Source organism: Micromonospora sp. NPDC049799 (genome assembly GCF_040656655.1).
Taxonomy (GTDB): domain Bacteria; phylum Actinomycetota; class Actinomycetes; order Mycobacteriales; family Micromonosporaceae; genus Micromonospora.
Genome location: NZ_JBFAMU010000054.1, coordinates 1 through 19,224 on the forward strand (window position 1 = coordinate 1; position 19,224 = coordinate 19,224).

Below are 19,224 nucleotides of genomic sequence, written 5' to 3' on the forward strand. Positions count from 1 at the left end.
GGCGGCACCGGCTGCCGTTCGACGGGCCCCGGCCGGCGGACGCGGGACCGGGCGGCGGATCGGCGGTGCAGCAGCACGGAGCCGGCCGCGTACGCCAGGGCCAACCCGGCCGACCACAGCGGCGGCCCCACCGAGGGGCGGGCCAGGGTGTAGCCGACCAGCGCGATGGCGGTGACCACGCCCACCCCGGCGGCGAAACGCAGCCCCAGCCACCCGGCGACGACGCTGCTGAGCAGCAGGCCGATCAGCACGTTGCCGGCCCGGTCCGGGCCGCACGGAGCGGCCTCGGTGCACGGTGGGTAGGGCGCCGAGACCAGCACGGTCACCAGCAGCACCAGCCCGCCGACGAACACCAGCGCGCCGGCGACGCGGCGCCGCCGGGCCTCGGTGTCGCCGGGCACCTGCCGCGGCGTCCCCCACCCCGGGAGGTCGGTCATCGGTGTCCCCCGTCGTCGCGGAGCCCGATGGTAGAGCGGGACGGCAATGCCGACGCGGAGTCCCGGGTCAGACCGGGTCGTCGGTCCGGGTGCCGCCCCCGGCGGCCTGCGCGTGACGCTCGCGCAGCCGGTCCCGGATCTCCTCCGGGGTGTACGCGCGACGCCGCCGCTCGGCCCGCGCGATGACCACGCCGGACGCCGCGACCCCGGCCAGTCCGGCCAACCCCAGGACCTTCCACCACCGCATCCGTTGCCGCATCGGCCTAGGGTAGTCGTCCATGAGCATCAGTCTGGACGAGGCCGTCGAGTTGACCCGCACCGGCGACGTGTGGGTGTTCCGGGGCCGCAGCGTGCCGGACCGGGCCATCCAGCTGACCACCAACAGCCCGGTCAACCACGTCGGGATGGCCGTGGTGCTCGACGACATGCCACCGCTGATGTGGCACGCCGAGTTGGGCCGGTCGCTGCCGGACATGTGGTCGGGCACCCACCAGCGCGGCGTCCAACTGCACGACCTGCGGGACGCGGCCTGCGTCTGGGCCAACCGGTACGGCCAGCGGGGCTGGCTGCGGCAGCTCGACCCGCCGGTCGACGGGGAGATGGAACGGGCGGTGCTGCGGACCATCGCGCGCCTCGACGGCACTCCCTTCCCGTCCACGGCACAGCTCGCCTGGCGTTGGCTGCGCGGCCGGGTGCCGGCGATCCGGGTTCCCGCACTGCCCGGCCGGGACCGGGAGCGGGGCGAGGGCCGGGACCGCTCGGCGGCCCGGGACCAGGCGCTGGAGACGGCGTACTGTGCCGAGGTGGTGGCGGTGACCTACGAGGCGATGGGGCTCCTGCCCGCCGGGCGACGTCCGAACTGGTACGACCCGGGGCGGTTCTGGAGCGGCGACGACCTGGGTCTGGCCCGCGACTCCCGGCTGGGCGCCGAGATCGAGGTGCGGATTCCGCCGCGCTGAGGTTTGACCTGGTGGCCGGCCGGCAATTGCTTCCTCCGTGAAAGCCCCCACTGACCTGGACACGCTGGCCGACTTCTTCGACCGGTACGGCGTCGCCCTGACGGCCGGCGACGTACCGGCCCTCGCCGGCTGCTACGCGCTGCCGGGACTGGTGGTGGCCGACACCTACAGCTTCTCGTTCACGTCCCCCGCGGCGGTGGCGCTGTCCTTCGTGGGCGCCGCCCCGGACTACCAGGAGCGTCAGCTGGTGGCCGCGCACGCCGCGATCGAGGACGTGCAGCCGATGTCGGCGCTGCTGACCATGGTGGCGGTCGAGTGGGAGTTCCTCGACAGCCAGGGCCGCAGGGTGCCCGGTGAGCGGTACCGCTACCTGCTGCGGAGCACCGACGTCGGCCCGGTCATCTGTACCGTCCTGCGCACGGGGTGACCACTCGGCGACCACGCGTGTCCTGACGGTCACGACTGCACGGGCGCGGGTCGGATCCCGTTCTGCGGGATCGGTTGCTAAGTTGGCGCGTCGACTGCGACGAGGAAGGACCTCATGTCTGTGCAACCCGCCGGGGAGCCCGGTGCACGGACCGTTTCCCGGGTGTTGGCTTCGGTGCCCTGGGTGGTCGTGCTGCTCGGTGTGGTGCTGCTGGTCGGCCTCCTGCTGGTGGCCCTGTTGTCGTTCCGTGGTCCGGAGCGGCAGCCGGTGCCGCCGCCCGCGCCGCCGATGGTCCTGCCGACGCTGGCCGCCACGGCCGCAGTCACCGCCACGCCGAGTCCCACACCGACCGCCGCCACCCCCACGCGTCCCACCGCCACCCCCTCGGCGTCGTCCGTCTCCCGCACTCCCGACGTCCTGGCCGCCACCGGACCGCCGGCCGCCGCCGGCCGGGTGACCGCGCGGTACCGGGCGGGGGACAACGACCGGAACTCGTTCGAGGCGTCGCTGCTGGTCCGCAACGGCTCCGACGCGGCCCGGGACTGGCGGGTGGAGCTCTACTTCAGCGGCAACGTCAAGGGATTCCAGGCCTCCGCCGAGTCCGGGATATCCGTATCCGCCGACGGCTCCGGCTCGTACGTGCTGCGCGGCACGCGTGCACTCGGCGCGGGGGACACCGAGACGGTGGGGCTACGGATCAGCCGCATCGGCACCTGGGACCGCCCGGACCAGTGCACGGTGAACGGGGCCGACTGCGCGGTCGGCTGAGGGCCCACCCACCCGTGATTCGGTGGGCACTGTCCGACATGGCCGGTGCTCGTTACTCTTCCCGGACAACCCGGTGAGGAGAGACATGTCCGGTACGCGCCGAGCCCGTCAGTCGTCCCCCACGACCACCGCGATCGCGTCCTCGCCGTGGTTGGTCGTGTTGATCGGCGTCCTCGTCATGGTGGTGCTGCTGGTCGTCGCGCTGGGTGCGTACCGGGGGCGCGGTTCCGACGGCGGCCCGCGACCGGATCCCGCGCCACCGATGCTGCTGCCGGACCTGTCGCCGTCGTCGGTCCGCCCCGGTGTCCCGACTCCGACGGCGGCGATCCGACCGGGGCTGTCGCCGCGTGCCACGGTCCTGCCGACGACCGCCGCGGCCGTTCCGTCCGCTTCGGCCGCTCCGTCCGGTGCCGGTGGCGCCGGTACGCCCTCGGTGCGACCGGTCGCGCCCGCGCCCGAGCCGCCGCCGGTCACCGGGCGGTACCGGGTGATGGAGACGTTCGACGGCGGGTTCATCGCCGAGGTCCTGATCAGCAACGGCGCGTCGACCGACCGCGGATGGACCGCCGCGCTCGCCTTTCCGGGGGGCCGGCTCGTGACCGCCTGGGTCGAGGGACAGCCGCAGGGGACGTGGAGCGCAGCCGACGGTGGTTTCACGTACCGCAGCGGTGCCGATGTGCCGCCGGGCGGCACCGCGCCGCTGCGGTTCCACATCGAGCGCGCCGACACCCGCCCCGCGAGCTGCACCGTCGACGGTTTCGCCTGCCGCTGAGCGGTCCACTCCGGACGAATGCGCCGTCGTGGCGCGGTGCGCGGCATAGCAAGGTGTCTGCAAGGAGCCTGCTTTGTTGCGACTCGGTTTGCAAGGTATTGCAGAATGTTTCGGCAAGGGCTAGCGTGCGGGCGAATCAGCGACCAGAGGAAGGCCGTCGATGAAACCGCCGCCGATACCGCGCAAAGCTTGGCTAGCCCTCGTCTCCCTGCTCACCCTCACCCTCGTCGGCGCCCCGGTCGCCGTGAACCAGATCAGCGCCGATGCCAGCGACCGGGTCGCCGACACCAATGCGCTCGCCGGCGCCACCCAGTGGCGCTCGGAGCCCTCGGCCGAGGCCCTGCTCCGGGCCGCCGAGAACAAGGCCCGAGCCGAGCAGTTCTACTTCGTCCTGCCCGACCGGTTCGCCAACGGCGACCCGCGCAACGACCGGGGCGGCCTGTCCGGCGACCGTCTCAAGACCGGTCTCGACCCGGCGGACAAGGGCTTCTACCACGGTGGCGACCTCAAGGGCGTCATGGACCGGCTCGACTACATCGAGGGCATGGGCACCACCGCCATCTGGCTGGCCCCGGTCTTCAAGAACCGCCCGGTCCAGGGCAGCGGCGACGACGTCTCGGCCGGCTACCACGGCTACTGGATCACCGACTTCACCCAGGTCGACCCGCACTTCGGCACCAACGAGGACCTGAAGAAGCTGGTCAAGCTCGCCCACCAGCGCGGCATCAAGGTCTACCTCGACGTCATCGTCAACCACACCGCCGACGTCATCAAGTACGCCGAGGACACGTACACCTACGTCGACAAGAAGACGTCGCCGTACACCGACGCGCGGGGACGGGCCTTCGAGGACCGCAACTACGCCGACGGCACCCGGGACTTCCCGGACGTGGACACGACGTCGTTCCCGTACACGCCGACGTTCGAGACCCCCGCCGACGCGAAGGTCAAGGTCCCGGCGTGGCTCAACGACCCGACCATGTACCACAACCGGGGCGACTCCACCTTCGCCGGTGAGAACAGCGAGTACGGCGACTTCTTCGGCCTCGACGACCTCTGGACCGAGCGTCCCGAGGTGGTGCGCGGGCTGACCAAGGTCTACGGCGACTGGATCGCGAAGACCGGCGTCGACGGCTTCCGGCTGGACACGGTGAAGCACGCCAACCTCGACTTCTGGCCGCAGTTCAGCCAGGGCATCGAGCGCACGGCCGAGCGCGCCGGCAAGAAGGACTTCTTCATGTTCGGCGAGGTCTACAGCTCCGACCAGGAGGTGACCTCGACGTACGTCCGGCGCGGCGGCCTGCCGGCCACCCTCGACTTCTCGTTCCAGGAGGCGGCCCGCGGCTACACCGCCGGCGGTGGCTCCGCGAAGGCCCTCGCCGACGTGTACGCCCGCGACGACCTCTACCACGCGCGGGACACCGACGCGGGTCGGCTGCCGACCTTCCTCGGCAACCACGACATGGGCCGGATCGGCTCGTTCATCGCCTCCGGCGGCAGCGACCCCGCCACCCACCTGCGGCGGGACCAGCTCGCCCACGAGCTGATGTTCCTCACCCGCGGCCAGCCGGTCGTCTACTCCGGCGACGAGCAGGGCTTCACCGGGCCCGGCGGGGACAAGGACGCCCGGCAGGACATGTTCGCGTCGAAGACCCCGGACTACCTCGACGACGACCTGCTCGGCACCGACCGGACGCACGCCGTCGACCAGTTCGACCCGCAGCACCCGCTGTACCGCGCCATTGCCGAGCTGGGCAAGCTGCGGCAGGCGCACCCGGCCCTGCGCGACGGTGTCCAGGTCACCCGGCACGCCGCCGACGGGGCCGGCGTCTTCGCCTTCTCCCGCGTGGACCCGAAGCAGCGCACCGAGTACGTGGTCGCGGTGAACAACGCGGACACCCCGCAGACGGTCACCGTTGACACCTGGTCGGCCGGCGCCACCTTCACCGGCATCTACGGGGGCACCGCCACGCCGGTCGCGGCCGGTGACGGCAAGCTGACCCTGACCGTTCCGCCGCTGTCGGCGGTGGTGCACCGGGCCGGCACGCCGATCGCGACGCCCTCCGGCAACCCGACCATCACCATCAGCGCCCCGGCCCCGGACGCCCCGGTCGCCACCAAGGCCGCCGTCACGGCCCAGGTGACCGGCGACCCGCTGGCCACCGTCACGTTCGCCGCCCGGGTCGCCGGCGGGAAGTGGACCCTGCTCGGCGCCGCCGACCGGGCCCCGTACACCGTGCACCACGACCTGACCGGCCTGGCCGGCGGGACGAAGATCGAGTACAAGGCCGTGGTGCGGGACGGCAAGGGTCGTACCGCCACCGCCCGGTCCACCGCCACCGTCGGCACCCCCGAGCAGGGGCAGTCCCGCGAGTGGCTGGTCGTGCACTACCAGCGGCCCGCCGGCGGGTACGACGACTGGGGCCTGTACACCTGGGGCGACATCGACCCGGCGTACGCGACCGAGTGGCCCAAGGGCCAGCCGTTCGCCGGTGAGGACTCCTACGGCCGGTTCGCCTGGGTGAAGCTCAAGCCGGGCGCGAAGTCCGTCGGCTTCCTGGTGGTCGACAAGAACGGGAACAAGGACGTCGAGCAGGACCGTACGGTCGACGTGACGAAGACCGGCGAGATCTGGCTCAAGCAGGGCGACCCGACCATGCACCCGACCCGGCAGGCGGCCACCGGCGAGCCGGACCCGCCGGTCGCCGAGGGCACGGCGCTCATCCACTACCGCCGGGCCGACGGCAACTACGATGGCTGGGGCCTGCACCTCTGGGACGGCGCCGCCAACCCGACCGACTGGGCCAAGCCCCTCGCGCCGGCCAGGGTCGACGCCTTCGGCGCGGTCTTCGAGGTGCCGCTGTCGGCCGGGGCGACCGGGCTGAGCTACATCATCCACAAGGGAGACGAGAAGGACCTGCCCGAGGACCAGCGACTCGACTTCGCGAGCGCCGGCCGCGAGGTGTGGCTGCTCGCCGGCACGCGTGGTCGGCTGCTGCCGGCGACCACCACCGGCACGGCGAAGGACCTCGACGTCACCAAGCAGAAGGCGCACTGGATCGACCGCTCGACGGTCGCCTGGCAGACCGGGCCGACCGACGGCAAGACGTACGCCCTCGTGGCCGCGCCGACCGGCGGGGTGACCCTGGCCGACGGCGAGCTGAGCGGCACGTACACCACGATTCCGCTGCGGGCGCAGCGCAACGGGCTCACCGAGGCCCAGCGTGCGACGTTCCCGCACCTGTGGGCGTACCAGAGCTTCACGCTGGACCGGCGGGACCTGGCCAAGGTGCCGGCGGCCCTGCGCGGGCAGCTCGTGGTGACCGAGCGGGACGCCCAGGGCGGCCTGCTCTCCGCCACCGGCGTGCAGATCCCGGGCGTGCTGGACGACGTCTACGCGGCGGCGACCGAGGCGCGCCTCGGCCCGACGTTCGCCGGGCGGGTTCCGACCCTGGCGGTCTGGGCGCCCACCGCCCGGACCGTGTCGCTCCAGCTCTTCGACTCGCCGACCGCGGAGCCGAAGACCGTGGCGATGAGCCGCAACGACCGCACCGGCGTCTGGTCGGTACGCGGAAACCGCGCCTGGGCCGGGAAGTACTACCGCTACCAGGTGGAGGCCTGGCAGCCGGTGGCGCAGAAGGTCGTCACCGCGGCGGTGACCGACCCGTACTCGGTGGCCCTCGCGCCGAACTCCACGCACAGCCAGATCGTCGACCTGGCCGACCCGGCGCTCGCGCCGGCCGGCTGGGCGAAACTGCGCAAGCCGGCGGCCGTGCCGTCGACGAAGGTGCAGATCTCCGAGCTGTCGGTGCGCGACTTCTCCATCGCCGACACCACCGTGCCGGCGGAGCGGCGGGGCACCTTCGCCGCCTTCACCGACCCGGGCACGGCGGGCATGAAGCACCTGCGGGCCCTCGGCGACGCCGGGGTCACCCACCTGCACCTGCTGCCGGCGTTCGACTTCGCCACGATCCCCGAGCGCCGGGCCGACCAGCAGCAGCCCGCCTGTGACCTGGCGAAGCTGCCGCCGGACTCCGACGAGCAGCAGAAGTGCGTCGCGGCCGTGGCCGAGAAGGACGGTTACAACTGGGGGTACGACCCGCTGCACTACACCGTCCCCGAGGGCGGCTACGCCGTCGACCCGGAGGGCGCGGCCCGGACCACCGAGTTCCGGCAGATGGTCGCCGGCGTCAACGGCGCCGGGATGCGGGTCGTCATGGACGTCGTCTACAACCACACGTCGGCCTCCGGCACCGACCCGAAGTCGGTGCTCGACCAGGTGGTGCCCGGCTACTACCACCGCCTGCTCGACGACGGCACGGTCGCCAACTCCACCTGCTGCGCCAACACCGCGCCCGAGAACGCGATGATGGGCAAGCTGGTGGTCGACTCGCTGGTCACCTGGGCGAAGGCGTACAAGGTGGACGGCTTCCGGTTCGACCTGATGGGTCACCACCCGAAGGCGAACATCCTGGCCGTCCGCAAGGCGCTGAACGAGCTGACGCTGGCCCGGGACGGGGTCGACGGCAAGTCGATCCTGCTCTACGGCGAGGGGTGGAACTTCGGCGAGGTCGCCAACGACGCCCGGTTCGTGCAGGCCACCCAGCTCAACATGGCCGGCACCGGCATCGGCACCTTCAACGACCGGCTCCGCGACGCGGTGCGCGGCGGCGGCCCGTTCGACGCGAACCCGCGCCTGCAGGGCTTCGCCTCCGGTCTCCTCACCGACGGAAACGGCGACGAGATCAACGGCAACGCCGAGCAGCAGCGCGAGCGGCTGCTGCACCAGCACGACCTCATCAAGGTCGGGCTGACCGGCAACCTGGCCGGGTACCGCTTCACCGACTCCTCCGGCAAGCGGATCACCGGCGCCCAGGTCGACTACAACGGCTCCCCGGCCGGCTACACCGCCGCCCCGGGCGAGGCGGTCACCTACGTCGACGCGCACGACAACGAGATCCTGTACGACGCGCTGGCGTACAAGCTGCCGCAGGACACCTCGGCGGCGGACCGGGCGCGGATGCAGGTGCTCGCGCTCAGCACGGTCGTCATGGGGCAGGGCACCGGGTTCGTCACCACCGGCACGGAGCGGCTGCGCTCCAAGTCGCTGGACCGCAACTCGTACAACTCGGGGGACTGGTTCAACCAGATCCGCTGGGACTGCGCACAGGGCAACGGGTTCGGCGCCGGCCTTCCGCCGGAGCAGGACAACAAGGACAAGTGGCCGTACGCCAAGCCGCTGCTGGCCGATGCGAAGCTGGTGCCGGACTGCGCGGCGATCAACACCACCAACGCCCGGTACGCCGAGCTGCTGAAGATCCGGGCGTCCTCGCCGGTCTTCGGGCTCACCACCGCGGACCAGGTGCAGAAGCGGGTTGCCTTCCCGCTGTCCGGTACGGCGGAGACGCCGGGCGTACTCACCATGACGCTCGACGGTCGCGGCCTGGACCGGCGGTGGAAGTCGGTGACGGTCGTCTTCAACGCCACCCCGGAGACGGCGACGCAGCGCCTCGGCGGGCTGCGCGGTGCGGACGTGGCGCTGCACCCGGTGCTGCGCAACAGCGCCGACCCGGTGCTGCGGACGGCCTCCTTCGACCGGGCGAGCGGCACGTTCAGCGTGCCGGCCCGCAGCGTGGCGGTGTTCGTCCAGAAGTAGCCGCAGACGATCCGGCCCCCTTCCGCTCCAGCGGAAGGGGGCCGGTCGTTCTTGTCGCGTCAGCCGGTGTCGTTCCGGCTGTTCATCGTGTCACCGGTTCAGTTGGCGCAGCCGGGGACCCTGACGCAGTTGCGGGGTTCGTTCTTCTTGATGACGGTCTTGTCGTCGAGGTTGACGGTGCCGTTGTTGCTGTTGAAGATGCCGCCGGCTCCGCTGGTGGCGGTGCCACGCTCGGCGGCGAAGTTGTAGACGATCGTGCTGTTGCGGACGGTGAGGACGGCGTTGTTGTCGTTGTAGATGGCGCCGCCTTCCTCAGCGTGGTTGCCCTTGAACTCGCTGTCGAAGAGGTTCAGGGTGTCGCCGTTGAAGATGCCGCCGCCGTTGTCGCCGGCGACGTTGTCGATGAACTTGGCGTACTTGACGGTGGCGATGTTGTCGCTGTCGTGGAAGAGGCCGCCGCCGTCGTCGGTGGCCTTGTTCTCGGCGATGATGACGTACTCGAGCAGCATGTGAGCGTCGTCGTTGTTGAAGATGCCGCCGCCGTCGTCGCAGGCGACGTTGCCGGCGATCTTGGTGCGGGTGACGGTGAGGCGGGCGTCGTCGTCGTTGTGGATGCCGCCGCCGTCGTTGCCGGCCTTGTTGTTGGTGATCTGGCTGTAGGCGATGGTGGCGGTGCCGTCGTCTTCGTTGGCGATGCCGCCGCCGTGGCCGCCGGCCGCACCGGGGGTGCCGGTGGCGGTGTTGTGGGTGATCTCGGTGTCCTTGACGGTGAGCTTGCCTTCGTTGTAGATGGCGCCGCCGCTGCCGCCGCTCTCGCCGACGCCGCGGGCGTGGTTGTTGGCGAGCTTGCTGTCGTAGATGTCGACGTCACCGAAGTTGGCGATGGCGCCACCCCGGCCGCTGTTGCCGGTGCCGGTGGCCCGGTTGTCGACCAGCTTGGTGTGCTTGAGGGTGGCCTGGCCGCCCTCCTGCACGAGCAGGGCGCCGCCGTCCTCGCCGGTGGTCAGCGGCGGGGGGCCGGTGACCTGGCCGCCCTTGAGGGTGAGGTCCTTGAGGGTCAGGTCGCCGCCGGAGAGGACCTCGAAGAACCGGAACAGCTCGGAGCCGTCGTGGACGAGCTTCGAGTTGTGGCCGATCAGGACGATCCGCTCGTCGATGGCGGGGAAGGCGTTGTTGTCGGTCTGCTCGGTGAACTTGTACTCGCAGTCCTTGGCGAGCTTGAACACGCCACCGTTGTCCTCGTTGGCCCGGTTCACCGCCTCGACCAGCACGTCGGTGTCACACGGGACCTCCTTGGCCGGACCGTAGTCGTCCTTGTCCCGACCGTCCTTACCCTTGTCGTCCTTGCCGTGCCAGTCCTTGTCGTCCTTGCCGGACCAGTTGCCACCGTCCTTGCCCTGCCAGTCCTTGTCGCCGGACTCCTGGCCGCCGCGGTCGTCCCGGCCCTTCTGGCCCTCGTGACCCTTGTCGGCCTCGCCTGCGTCTCCGGCGGAGCCGTCCCTGGCGACCTGCTCGGCGGTGGACCACTTCAGGTTGGCCAGGTCCGGGCCGGCCGCCCCCGCGGTGGTCGCGGCCGCAACGCCCGCGAGGCTGACAACGCCGGTCAGGCCGGCGACACCGGTGGCGAGCCACAGTTTGCGCCGGCTCTTCGGCGCGGTGTTCTCGGTGTTTCTGCGAAGGTAGTTGGACATCGGAGCTCTCTGCTCTCTCCTCGTACCAGACAGGGTCACTCCGCGATGGCGAGCTTCCCTGGCTACAAATCGGTTGTAGCTGCTGAGACCCACCGTATGAGAATGTTTCTCTCTTCAAGGGCATATCCGAGAGATGCCCACGTTAGAGGTAACTCCACCTCAAGTCGGGACGGTTCGGACGGGCGTGCCGCGCGGCACAAGCGGGCCGGGGGCGCCGTGGGATCCCGGGGTGGCGGACAGAAGGGATCCCTTCCTCCGCGTACGGGGGAAGGGATCCCTTCGGTTATGTGGTGGTTCAGTTGGCGCAGCCGGGGACGTCGACGCAGTTGCGGGGTTCGTTCTTCTTGATGGTGGTCTTGTCGTCGAGGGTGACCGTGCCGTTGGCGTTGAAGATGCCTCCGGCGCCGGTGGTGGCGGTGCCCCGCGCGGCGGCGAAGTTGTAGACGATCGTGCTGCGGTGGATCGTCAGGACGCCGTCGGTCTCGTTGTAGATGGCCCCGCCCTCTTCGGCGTGGTTGCCCTTGAACTCGGTGTCGGACACGTTCATCCGCTCGCCGTTGTAGATGCCGCCGCCGTTGTCGCCGGCGACGTTGTCTAGGAACTTGCTGTGCTCGACCTTCACGACGGCGCCGCTGTCGTGGAAGAGCCCGCCGCCGTCGTCGGTGGCCTTGTTGCCGACGACGAACACGTACTCCAGGGTCAGCTCGGCGCTGTCGTCGTTCCAGATGCCGCCGCCGTCGTCGCAGGCGACGTTGCCGGCGATCTTGGTGCGGGTGACGGTGAGGCGGGCGTCGTCGTCGTTGTGGATGCCGCCGCCGTCGTTGCCGGCCTTGTTGTTGGTGATCTGGCTGTAGGCGATGGTGGCGGTGCCGTCGTCTTCGTTGGCGATGCCGCCGCCGTGGCCGCCGGCCGCACCGGGGGTGCCGGTGGCGGTGTTGTGGGTGATCTCGGTGTCCTTGACGGTGAGCTTGCCTTCGTTGTAGATGGCGCCGCCGCTGCCGCCGCTCTCGCCGACGCCGCGGGCGTGGTTGTTGGCGAGCTTGCTGTCGTAGATGTCGACGTCACCGAAGTTGGCGATGGCGCCACCCCGGCCGCTGTTGCCGGTGCCGGTGGCCCGGTTGTCGACCAGCTTGGTGTGCTTGAGGGTGGCCTGGCCGCCCTCCTGCACGAGCAGGGCGCCGCCGTCCTCGCCGGTGGTCAGCGGCGGGGGGCCGGTGACCTGGCCGCCCTTGAGGGTGAGGTCCTTGAGGGTCAGGTCGCCGCCGGAGAGGACCTCGAAGAACCGGAACAGCTCGGAGCCGTCGTGGACGAGCTTCGAGTTGTGGCCGATCAGGACGATCCGCTCGTCGATGGCGGGGAAGGCGTTGTTGTCGGTCTGCTCGGTGAACTTGTACTCGCAGTCCTTGGCGAGCTTGAACACGCCACCGTTGTCCTCGTTGGCCCGGTTCACCGCCTCGACCAGCACGTCGGTGTCACACGGGACCTCCTTGGCCGGACCGTAGTCGTCCTTGTCCCGACCGTCCCTGCCCTTGCCGTCCCTGCCCTGCCAGTCGGCGCCGGACCAGTCCTCGCCGCCCTTGTCCGCCCCCGATTCGTCGGCCTTGTCGGCGGCCGGGCCGGCGTCGGAGACGTTCTGCCGGGCCGTGGCCGCCGGCGAGTCAGACTGCCGCTGCCCGTCCGGCGACTCGTCGTCCCGAGCCGCCACGCCACCCAGCGCTGCCAGGCCCACCACGCCGGTCAACCCGGCCACGCCGGTGGCCACCCACAACTTTCGTCGTCTTGTTGACGGTGCGGCCACGGGGCCTCCGCCGTCCGGAGTCGTTACGTCGTTGGACATCAGAGCCTTCCGCCCTTTCCGCTACCAAAGGTTCAGGTCGCCCAAAGGGGCGCGACCAGCTACAAGTCGGTTGCAGCCTCTGATGCACACCGTATGAGAGCGATCCTCACGATGCGGGCGTTTGAGAATGAATCACACATTTGCCCTGACGAGGGAGGACCTGGTCCTCGGTTCGTGGAGACACCGCGCGGTGCCAGGCACGACAGACAGCGACGGGTCCCGCCACCGGTGCCGTAACGACGCGAAGGTCGCGGGCACCGGCGGCGGGACCCGCCGCAGTGGTCGTACGCGAAAGGGGCTCAGCCGGGCAGGCGCGGACCCGCCTCGCGCTGCTCGGCCAGCCAGGTCTCCACCTCGTCGGCGGCGCGGGGGAGGCCGGCGGAGAGGTTCACCGCACCGGTGGCCGTGACGAGGATGTCGTCCTCGATCCGGACGCCGACGCCGCGCAGCTCCTCGGGGACCAGCTCGTCCTCCGGCTGGAAGTAGAGGCCCGGCTCGACGGTCAGCACGTAGCCCTCGCCCAGCTCGCCGTCCCGGTACATCTCCTTGCGGGCGTTGGAGCAGTCGTGCACGTCGAGGCCGAGCATGTGGCCGAAGCCGTGCAGCGTCCAACGACGGTAGACGGTGCTCTTCTCGTCCATCGCCTCGTCCACGCTCACCGGCAGCAGGCCCAGGTCGGCCAGCCCCTCGGCGAGCACCCGCATGCAGGTCAGGTGCACGTCCTTGAACTTCACCCCGGGCTTGATCGCGTCGATGCCGGCCTGCTGCGAGGCGTGCACGATGTCGTACACCTGGCGCTGGAGCGGGGTGAAACGGCCGTTGACCGGCACCACCCGGGTCACGTCGGCGGTGTAGAGGTGGCGGTTCTCCACGCCCATGTCCATCAGCAGCAGGTCACCCGGACGGGTGACGCCGTTGTTGTGCACCCAGTGCAGGATCGTCGCGTGCTCGCCGGCACCGACGATCGAGTTGTAGCCGACCTCGTTGCCGTCGTGCCGCGCCCGCAGCGCGAAGATCCCCTCCAGCAGCCGCTCGGAGACGGCCCGGTCGGCCGGCAGCACCCGAGCCACGTCCTCGAAGCCCCGGACGGTGGCGTCGACGGCGTCCTGGAGCTGGGCGATCTCCCACTCGTCCTTGACCAGCTTCATCTCCGAGATCGCGATCGCCAGTTCCCGGTCGCGGGCCGGCTGCCCCTCGGCGCGGACGCCGTCGAACGGACGTACCGCCCCGTCCACCCGGGCGTCGAAACCGCGCAACACCCGCGTACGCCCCGGGGCCAGGTCGGCCAGCGCCCCGTCCAGCTCGGTCAGGTCGGCGGTCGGCAGGCCCAGCTCGGTCGACTTCTCGGGCAGGGTGTGCCGCCGCCCGACCCACAGCTCGCCGTGCCGACTGCGGAAGAACTCGTCGGTCTGCCGGGAGGACCGGGGCCGCATGTAGAGCACGGCGTCGTGGCCGGAGCCGTTCGGGCGCAGCACCAGCACGCTGTCCGGGTCGTGGTCGCCGGTCAGGTACGCGAAGTCGCTGCCCGGCCGGAACGGGTGGTCGGTGTCGTTGGCGCGTACCTTCTCGCCGCCGGTGGGGATCACCAGGGTCTCGCCCGGGAAGGCCGCCGAGAGCGCGGCCCGGCGCTTGGCGTAGTTCGGCACCTCGGGACGCGGGCCGACCGGCAGGGTGGTGTCCCGCCAGCCCTGCCGCATGAACGCCAGGAACGCCTCCGGGAAGTCCGGGTCGTGCGACTCGGTGCCGTCCGCCGGCGTGCTGTCGGTGCGATCCTCGGTCATGCGCCGCTCCCTCCGTGATCCGCTGCTGGTCCCGACGGTACCGCGCGACGCTCCCACCGAGGACGGCGCGGGCGGCCGCACTATCTCCGGACGCCCGCGACGTCCGATCCGCCCCGCGTGGAAAGATGACCACCATGTGCGGACTCCTGGCCTTCTTCAGTGCGCGCGGCGACGCCGCCGCCCACCGCGACAACATCGCCGGGGCGTTGGAATGCCTGCACCACCGCGGCCCCGACGAGACGGGGGTCGAGGTGGTCGGCGACGCCTCCGGCCGGTACGCGGACGGGGTGTTCGCGCACAAGCGGCTGGCCATCATCGACGTCGCCTCCAGCCACGAGCCGCTGCCCTACGCGGGCGGCCGCTACCTGCTGACGTTCAACGGCGAGATCTACAACTACATCGAACTGCGCGACGAGCTGGTCCGGGACTACGGTGCCCAGTTCGCCACCGCGGGTGACGGCGAGGTGATCGTCGCCGGCTACCACTACTGGGGCGAGCGGGTGCTGACCCGGCTGCGGGGGATGTTCGCCTTCGTCATCTGGGACCGGCAGGAGCGCAAGGCGTTCGGCGGCCGGGACTACTTCGGCATCAAGCCGTTGCACTACCTGGAGACGCAGGACGGCCTCTACCTGGCGTCGGAGAAGAAGGCGCTGCTGCCCTTCGCGCAGTCGAACTACGTCGGCGACGCCGGCGTCGACACCGCGAACCTGAGCCACTACCTCACCCTGCAGTACGTGCCCGAGCCCGGCACCCTGCACAAGGGCATCAGCCGGATCGGCTCCGGCGAGTACCTGACCTGGACGCCGGGCGGTCGCATCGACGTGCGCCGGTGGTACCGGCCGGTGTTCCGGCCCGCGCCGGTCGACGACGAGCAGCGCCTCTACCACGAGATCCGGGAGACGCTGCGCGAGAGCGTACGCATGCACATGCGCTCCGACGTGCCGGTCGGCTCGTTCCTCTCCAGCGGCATCGACTCGACCGCCGTGGTCGCGCTCGCGCGCGAGTTCAACCCGAACATCCTCACGTTCACGGTCGGCTACGACGTCCCCGGGTACTCGGAGATCGACGTCGCCCAGGAGTCGGCGCGCCACCTCGACGTGACCACGATCCCGACGAAGATCGGGCCGCAGGACATGATCGACGCGCTGCCGAAGATCGTCTGGCACCTGGACGACCCGGTCGCCGACCCGGCCCTGGTGCCGCTCTACTTCGTGGCCAAGAAGGCCGCCGAGCACGTCACGGTGGTCCTCTCCGGCGAGGGTGCCGACGAGTTCTTCGGCGGGTACACCATCTACCGGGAGCCGCTCTCCCTGAGCAGCGTCAACGGCCTTCCGGGCGGTGTGCAGAAGGGCCTGCGGGCGGTCTCGAAGGCGATCCCGCAGGGCGTGAAGGGCAAGAGCTTCCTGGAGCGCGGCACCACCCCGCTCGAGCAGCGCTACTACGGCAACGCCCGGATGTTCACCGAGGAGGAGAAGCAGCACCTGCTGCGGCGCTACGACCCCTCGGTCCGCTACACCGACGTGACCGCGCCGATCTACGCCGAGTGCACCGAGTTGGACGACGTCACCAAGATGCAGTACGTCGACCTCTACACGTGGCTGCGCGGCGACATCCTGGTCAAGGCCGACCGGATCTCGATGGCGCACTCGCTGGAGGTGCGGGTGCCCTTCCTGGACCGTGAGGTCTTCGACGTGGCGGCGAAGATCCCGGTGGACCTCAAGCTGCCGCCGCGCTCGGACGCCACCAAGTACGCCATGCGCCAGGCCCTCCAGGGCGTGGTGCCGCCAGCCATCGTCAACCGGAAGAAGCTGGGCTTCCCGACCCCGACCCGGGTGTGGCTGCGCGGCGAGATGTACGAGTGGGCCCGGCACGTGCTGAGCACCTCCGGTGCCGGCGACCTGCTCGACCTGTCGTACGCGCTGCGCCTGCTGGACGAGCACAAGCGGGAGGAGGCCGACCACTCCCGCAAGGTCTGGACCGTGCTGATCTTCTGCATCTGGCACGCCATCTTCGTGGCGAAGACCCTCGACCCGGGTATCCAGCGCAACCAGTCCGCCCTGCTCACCAAGCCGGTGGTCGGCAGCATGGTCCGCTGAGAACCGGCTCGCGCCTCCCGCGCCCGCCCGCGCCCGCCCGCGCCCGCCCGCGCCTGCCCGCGTTGATCAAGGGGTTTGCGTCACCGGAACGGTTCCCGGCGACGCAAACCCCTTGATCGTCTTGACACGGGGGGCCGGTCAGCGGCCGGTGCAGCTCACCGTGGGCAGGGTGTTGGTGGTGGCGTTCGCCGTGAAGCCGAACGTCGTCGTGCCCTCGGGGGCGAGGGTGCCGTTCCAGGCGGCGTTGGTCACCGTGACCGACGACCCCGAGCCGCTCAGCGTGCCGTTCCACGCGTTGGTGATGGTCTGACCGCTGGGCCACGTCCAGGTCGCCGTCCAGCCGGACCAGGTCGACTTGGTGTGGTTCATGACCGTCACCTCGCCCTGGAAGCCCCCGGGCCAGGAGTTGACCACCTTGTAGACGGCCATGCAGTCACCGCTGTGCGGCGGCGGCGTGGTCGGGGGCGGGGTGGTCGGTGCCGGAGTCGTCGGCGGGGGAGTGGTCGGTGCCGGCGTAGTCGGTGCCGGGGTGGTGGGCGCCGGCGTACCGCCGCCCGGCCCGACGCCGGTGACCTCACCGTTGCCCCCGTCGAAGGCGACGTCCGAGCAGCCGAAGAAGTTCTCCTGGCTGTCCGAGCGGACCCACCGGGAGTAGATGATGTGCCGCCCGGACTTGTTCGCCGGCAGGGTGCCGCTGAAGTAGTAGTGGCCCTCGTTGGTGCCCACCGCTCCGCGTTGCGGCGGGTTGGTCACCGTCAGGAACGGCTGCTCCTCCAGGTCGCTCCAGGCCAGCGGGCGCGTCGGGCTCCAGCTGTCCTTGGTCACGTAGAAGTAGAACGTGCCCGGGTGGTGGGCCCAGTTGCTGTACTTGAAGTCCAGCCGGGACCCCGCGGTCAGGTGGGTCAACGGCCAGTCGGTGCGGGCCAGGTCGTACCCGCTGTAGCCGGGATTGCCGCCGCTGCACAGCTTGCCGTCGGGGATGAAGCCGACGGTGCGCCCGCCGGCGTCGGAGCGGAGCACGCTGAACCAGTTGTAGAGCGAGTTCGCGCCGCTCTGGGCCACCGCGGCGGAGCACGCCGGGTTGTTCGGCCGGATCTCGCCGGTGCCGGTGAGGCCGTCCTTCCAGCACAGGAAGGTCCGGCTGCCCGGGGTCATGGCGGCGCCGTGCGCGGCGGCCGGCTCGGAGCCGGTGGTGAGCGCGACGGCGCCCACCAGCAGGGTCGCGGCCGCGGTGAGCAGCGCGGCCGTACGGGAACGGTGGGACACGGGTTCTCCTGACTCGCGGGGACGGCATCGCCCCGCGACATCACGCGCGCGGGCTTGGCACGAAGGCCGTCCCACGGCGACGGGCGGTCACGACGGTCACGGCGCGCGGCCCCTGGAGCGGGCGTACGCCGTCGGCGGTCCGCCTCGCGGACCGCAGCCCTCGCGGTGCACCCGGCGCCGGCGGTACGACAGCCCCCGTACCGCCCGGCATGCGCCATCCCACCACGTGTCGCGGCCACGATGCAATAGGCGTTGCTCTATGCGCGGGGCCGGGCCCCGGTGTTCGCCTCGCGTCCGCCGCAGTACCCCAATACGGTGTTGTCGGCGCTCCTCGTCCGCGCCGGCACGACCGGACCGGCGAGGGCGCGGCGGACCGACGACGAAAGGACCGGGATGGGATACGCGGTGGTGCTCGGCGAGGCGCTGGTCGACCTGCTCGACACCGAGTACGACGGCGAGCCGGTCTACCGGCAGGCCGTCGGTGGTGGGCCGCTCAACGTGGCCGTCGCGGTCGCCCGGCTCGGCGGGGACGTGCAGTTCGTCGGCTCTCTCGGCGACGACGCGCTGGCCGGGCGCATCCGGGGCTTCCTCGCCGACACGGGTGTCGGCCTGTCCGGCGCCGTCACCGTGCCCGCGCCGACCGCCCTGGCGGTGGCCACCTTCGTGGACGCCGAGCCGGACTTCCGGTTCTACGGCGAACCACCCTCGTACGCCCTGCTCACCGCCGACGATCTGGACCCGGACCTGGTGGCCGGCGCCGACGTGCTCTACTGCGGCTCGATCGTGCTGCTCCGGCCGGCCACGCTGGACGCCGCGCGCCGGGCCTGGTCGCTCGCCACCGGGCTGCGGGTCTTCGATCCCAACGTGCGCCTGCGGCTGCTGGACGGTCCCGAGGCGCTGGCCGGGCTGCGTGCGGTGGTGGCCGAGTTCGCCGCCGGGGCGCACCTGGTCAAACTGAGCACCGCCGACGCCGGCCTGCTCTACCCGGGTGAACCGGTCGAGGGCGTCGCCGCGTACCTGCGGGAACTCGGCGCGGCGACCGTCGTGGTCACCCTCGGCGCGGCCGGAGCGGTCGTCGCCGCCGCCGGTGCCGACCCGGTACGCGTACCCGCGCCGAAGGTCGCCGCGGTGGACGCCACCGGGGCGGGGGATTCGGTGATGGGCGCGCTCGTGGCGGACCTTCTCGTCGACGGCGAACCGGCCGACGCCGCCGGCTGGACCGAACGGGTGGCGTACGCGCTGCGGGTCGCCGGCCTGGTGTGTGAGTCACCCGGCGGCGCCACCGCGATGCCGACCCGCGCCGACGTGACCCGCCGCTACGCGCCCTGAACCCGCCCCGCCCCTCGCCCCCGCCCCCCTCGCCCCCCGCCCTCCCTGCGCGCGCGCGATCTTGCACTTTGTGCCTCGACTTTTCGGTCTATAAGCCGTATACCGGCGACCGAAAGTGCAAGATCGCGGGGGCCGGGGCCGGGGCCGGGGCCGGGGCCGGGGCCGGGGCCGGGGGCGGGGTGGGGTGGGGGCAGGGAAGGGTGGG

The 19,224-nt window shown here is 71.3% G+C and carries 13 protein-coding genes; 7 read left to right on the forward strand and 6 right to left on the reverse strand.

Translation table 11 applies throughout. The annotated features are described in order from the left end of the window. Positions 1 to 437 (reverse strand): hypothetical protein (locus AB0I76_RS07415; RefSeq protein WP_357031151.1); only part of this gene is annotated, 437 nt, incomplete at its 3' end. Between the two features lie 67 nt (positions 438 to 504). Further along, a complete protein-coding gene (locus AB0I76_RS07420; RefSeq protein WP_357031187.1) occupies positions 505 to 684 on the reverse strand; it encodes a hypothetical protein in 180 nt (59 codons plus the stop codon). A gap of 31 nt (positions 685 to 715) precedes the next feature. Between AB0I76_RS07420 and AB0I76_RS07425 the strand changes: the two genes are divergently transcribed. The 5 genes from AB0I76_RS07425 (at position 716) to pulA (ending at position 9,019) form a co-directional block, all read left to right on the forward strand. Beyond that, positions 716 to 1,396: a hypothetical protein gene (locus tag AB0I76_RS07425; protein ID WP_357031154.1), complete on the forward strand. Its 681-nt coding sequence runs from the start codon at positions 716 to 718 to the stop codon at positions 1,394 to 1,396. Positions 1,397 to 1,433: 37 nt separating this feature from the next. Continuing rightward, on the forward strand, positions 1,434 to 1,823 hold the full coding sequence (locus tag AB0I76_RS07430) for a hypothetical protein (protein ID WP_357031157.1): 390 nt from the start codon (positions 1,434 to 1,436) through the stop codon (positions 1,821 to 1,823). 162 nt (positions 1,824 to 1,985) lie between these two features. Then, positions 1,986 to 2,591, forward strand: coding sequence for a cellulose binding domain-containing protein (locus tag AB0I76_RS07435; RefSeq protein ID WP_357031160.1), 606 nt, complete (start codon positions 1,986 to 1,988; stop codon positions 2,589 to 2,591). 85 nt (positions 2,592 to 2,676) lie between these two features. Continuing rightward, entirely contained in the window at positions 2,677 to 3,363 is a 687-nt protein-coding gene (locus tag AB0I76_RS07440; RefSeq protein ID WP_357031163.1) for a cellulose binding domain-containing protein, read from the forward strand. A gap of 160 nt (positions 3,364 to 3,523) precedes the next feature. Further along, a complete protein-coding gene (gene pulA / locus AB0I76_RS07445) occupies positions 3,524 to 9,019 on the forward strand; it encodes a pullulanase-type alpha-1,6-glucosidase (RefSeq protein ID WP_357031166.1) in 5,496 nt (1,831 codons plus the stop codon). 98 nt (positions 9,020 to 9,117) lie between these two features. On the opposite strand, the gene AB0I76_RS07450 is transcribed toward pulA, so the two are convergent. The 3 genes from AB0I76_RS07450 to AB0I76_RS07460 form a co-directional block, all read right to left on the reverse strand. Further along, positions 9,118 to 10,710: a hypothetical protein gene (locus AB0I76_RS07450; RefSeq protein ID WP_357031169.1), complete on the reverse strand. Its 1,593-nt coding sequence runs from the start codon at positions 10,708 to 10,710 to the stop codon at positions 9,118 to 9,120. Between the two features lie 295 nt (positions 10,711 to 11,005). After that, complete coding sequence (locus AB0I76_RS07455; protein WP_357031172.1) at positions 11,006 to 12,472, reverse strand: hypothetical protein; 1,467 nt, start codon at positions 12,470 to 12,472, stop codon at positions 11,006 to 11,008. A 374-nt stretch (positions 12,473 to 12,846) separates the two neighbouring features. Continuing rightward, a complete protein-coding gene (locus AB0I76_RS07460; protein ID WP_357031175.1) occupies positions 12,847 to 14,328 on the reverse strand; it encodes an aminopeptidase P family protein in 1,482 nt (493 codons plus the stop codon). A 134-nt stretch (positions 14,329 to 14,462) separates the two neighbouring features. Between AB0I76_RS07460 and asnB the strand changes: the two genes are divergently transcribed. Next, entirely contained in the window at positions 14,463 to 16,424 is a 1,962-nt protein-coding gene (gene asnB / locus AB0I76_RS07465; protein WP_357031178.1) for an asparagine synthase (glutamine-hydrolyzing), read from the forward strand. 138 nt (positions 16,425 to 16,562) lie between these two features. On the opposite strand, the gene AB0I76_RS07470 is transcribed toward asnB, so the two are convergent. Then, positions 16,563 to 17,690, reverse strand: a complete 1,128-nt coding sequence (locus AB0I76_RS07470; protein WP_357031181.1) for a lytic polysaccharide monooxygenase — start codon at positions 17,688 to 17,690, stop codon at positions 16,563 to 16,565. 393 nt (positions 17,691 to 18,083) lie between these two features. On the opposite strand from AB0I76_RS07470, the gene AB0I76_RS07475 reads away from it, so the two are divergent. Further along, positions 18,084 to 19,019: a PfkB family carbohydrate kinase gene (locus tag AB0I76_RS07475; RefSeq protein ID WP_357031184.1), complete on the forward strand. Its 936-nt coding sequence runs from the start codon at positions 18,084 to 18,086 to the stop codon at positions 19,017 to 19,019. The last annotated feature ends 205 nt before the right edge of the window (positions 19,020 to 19,224 follow it).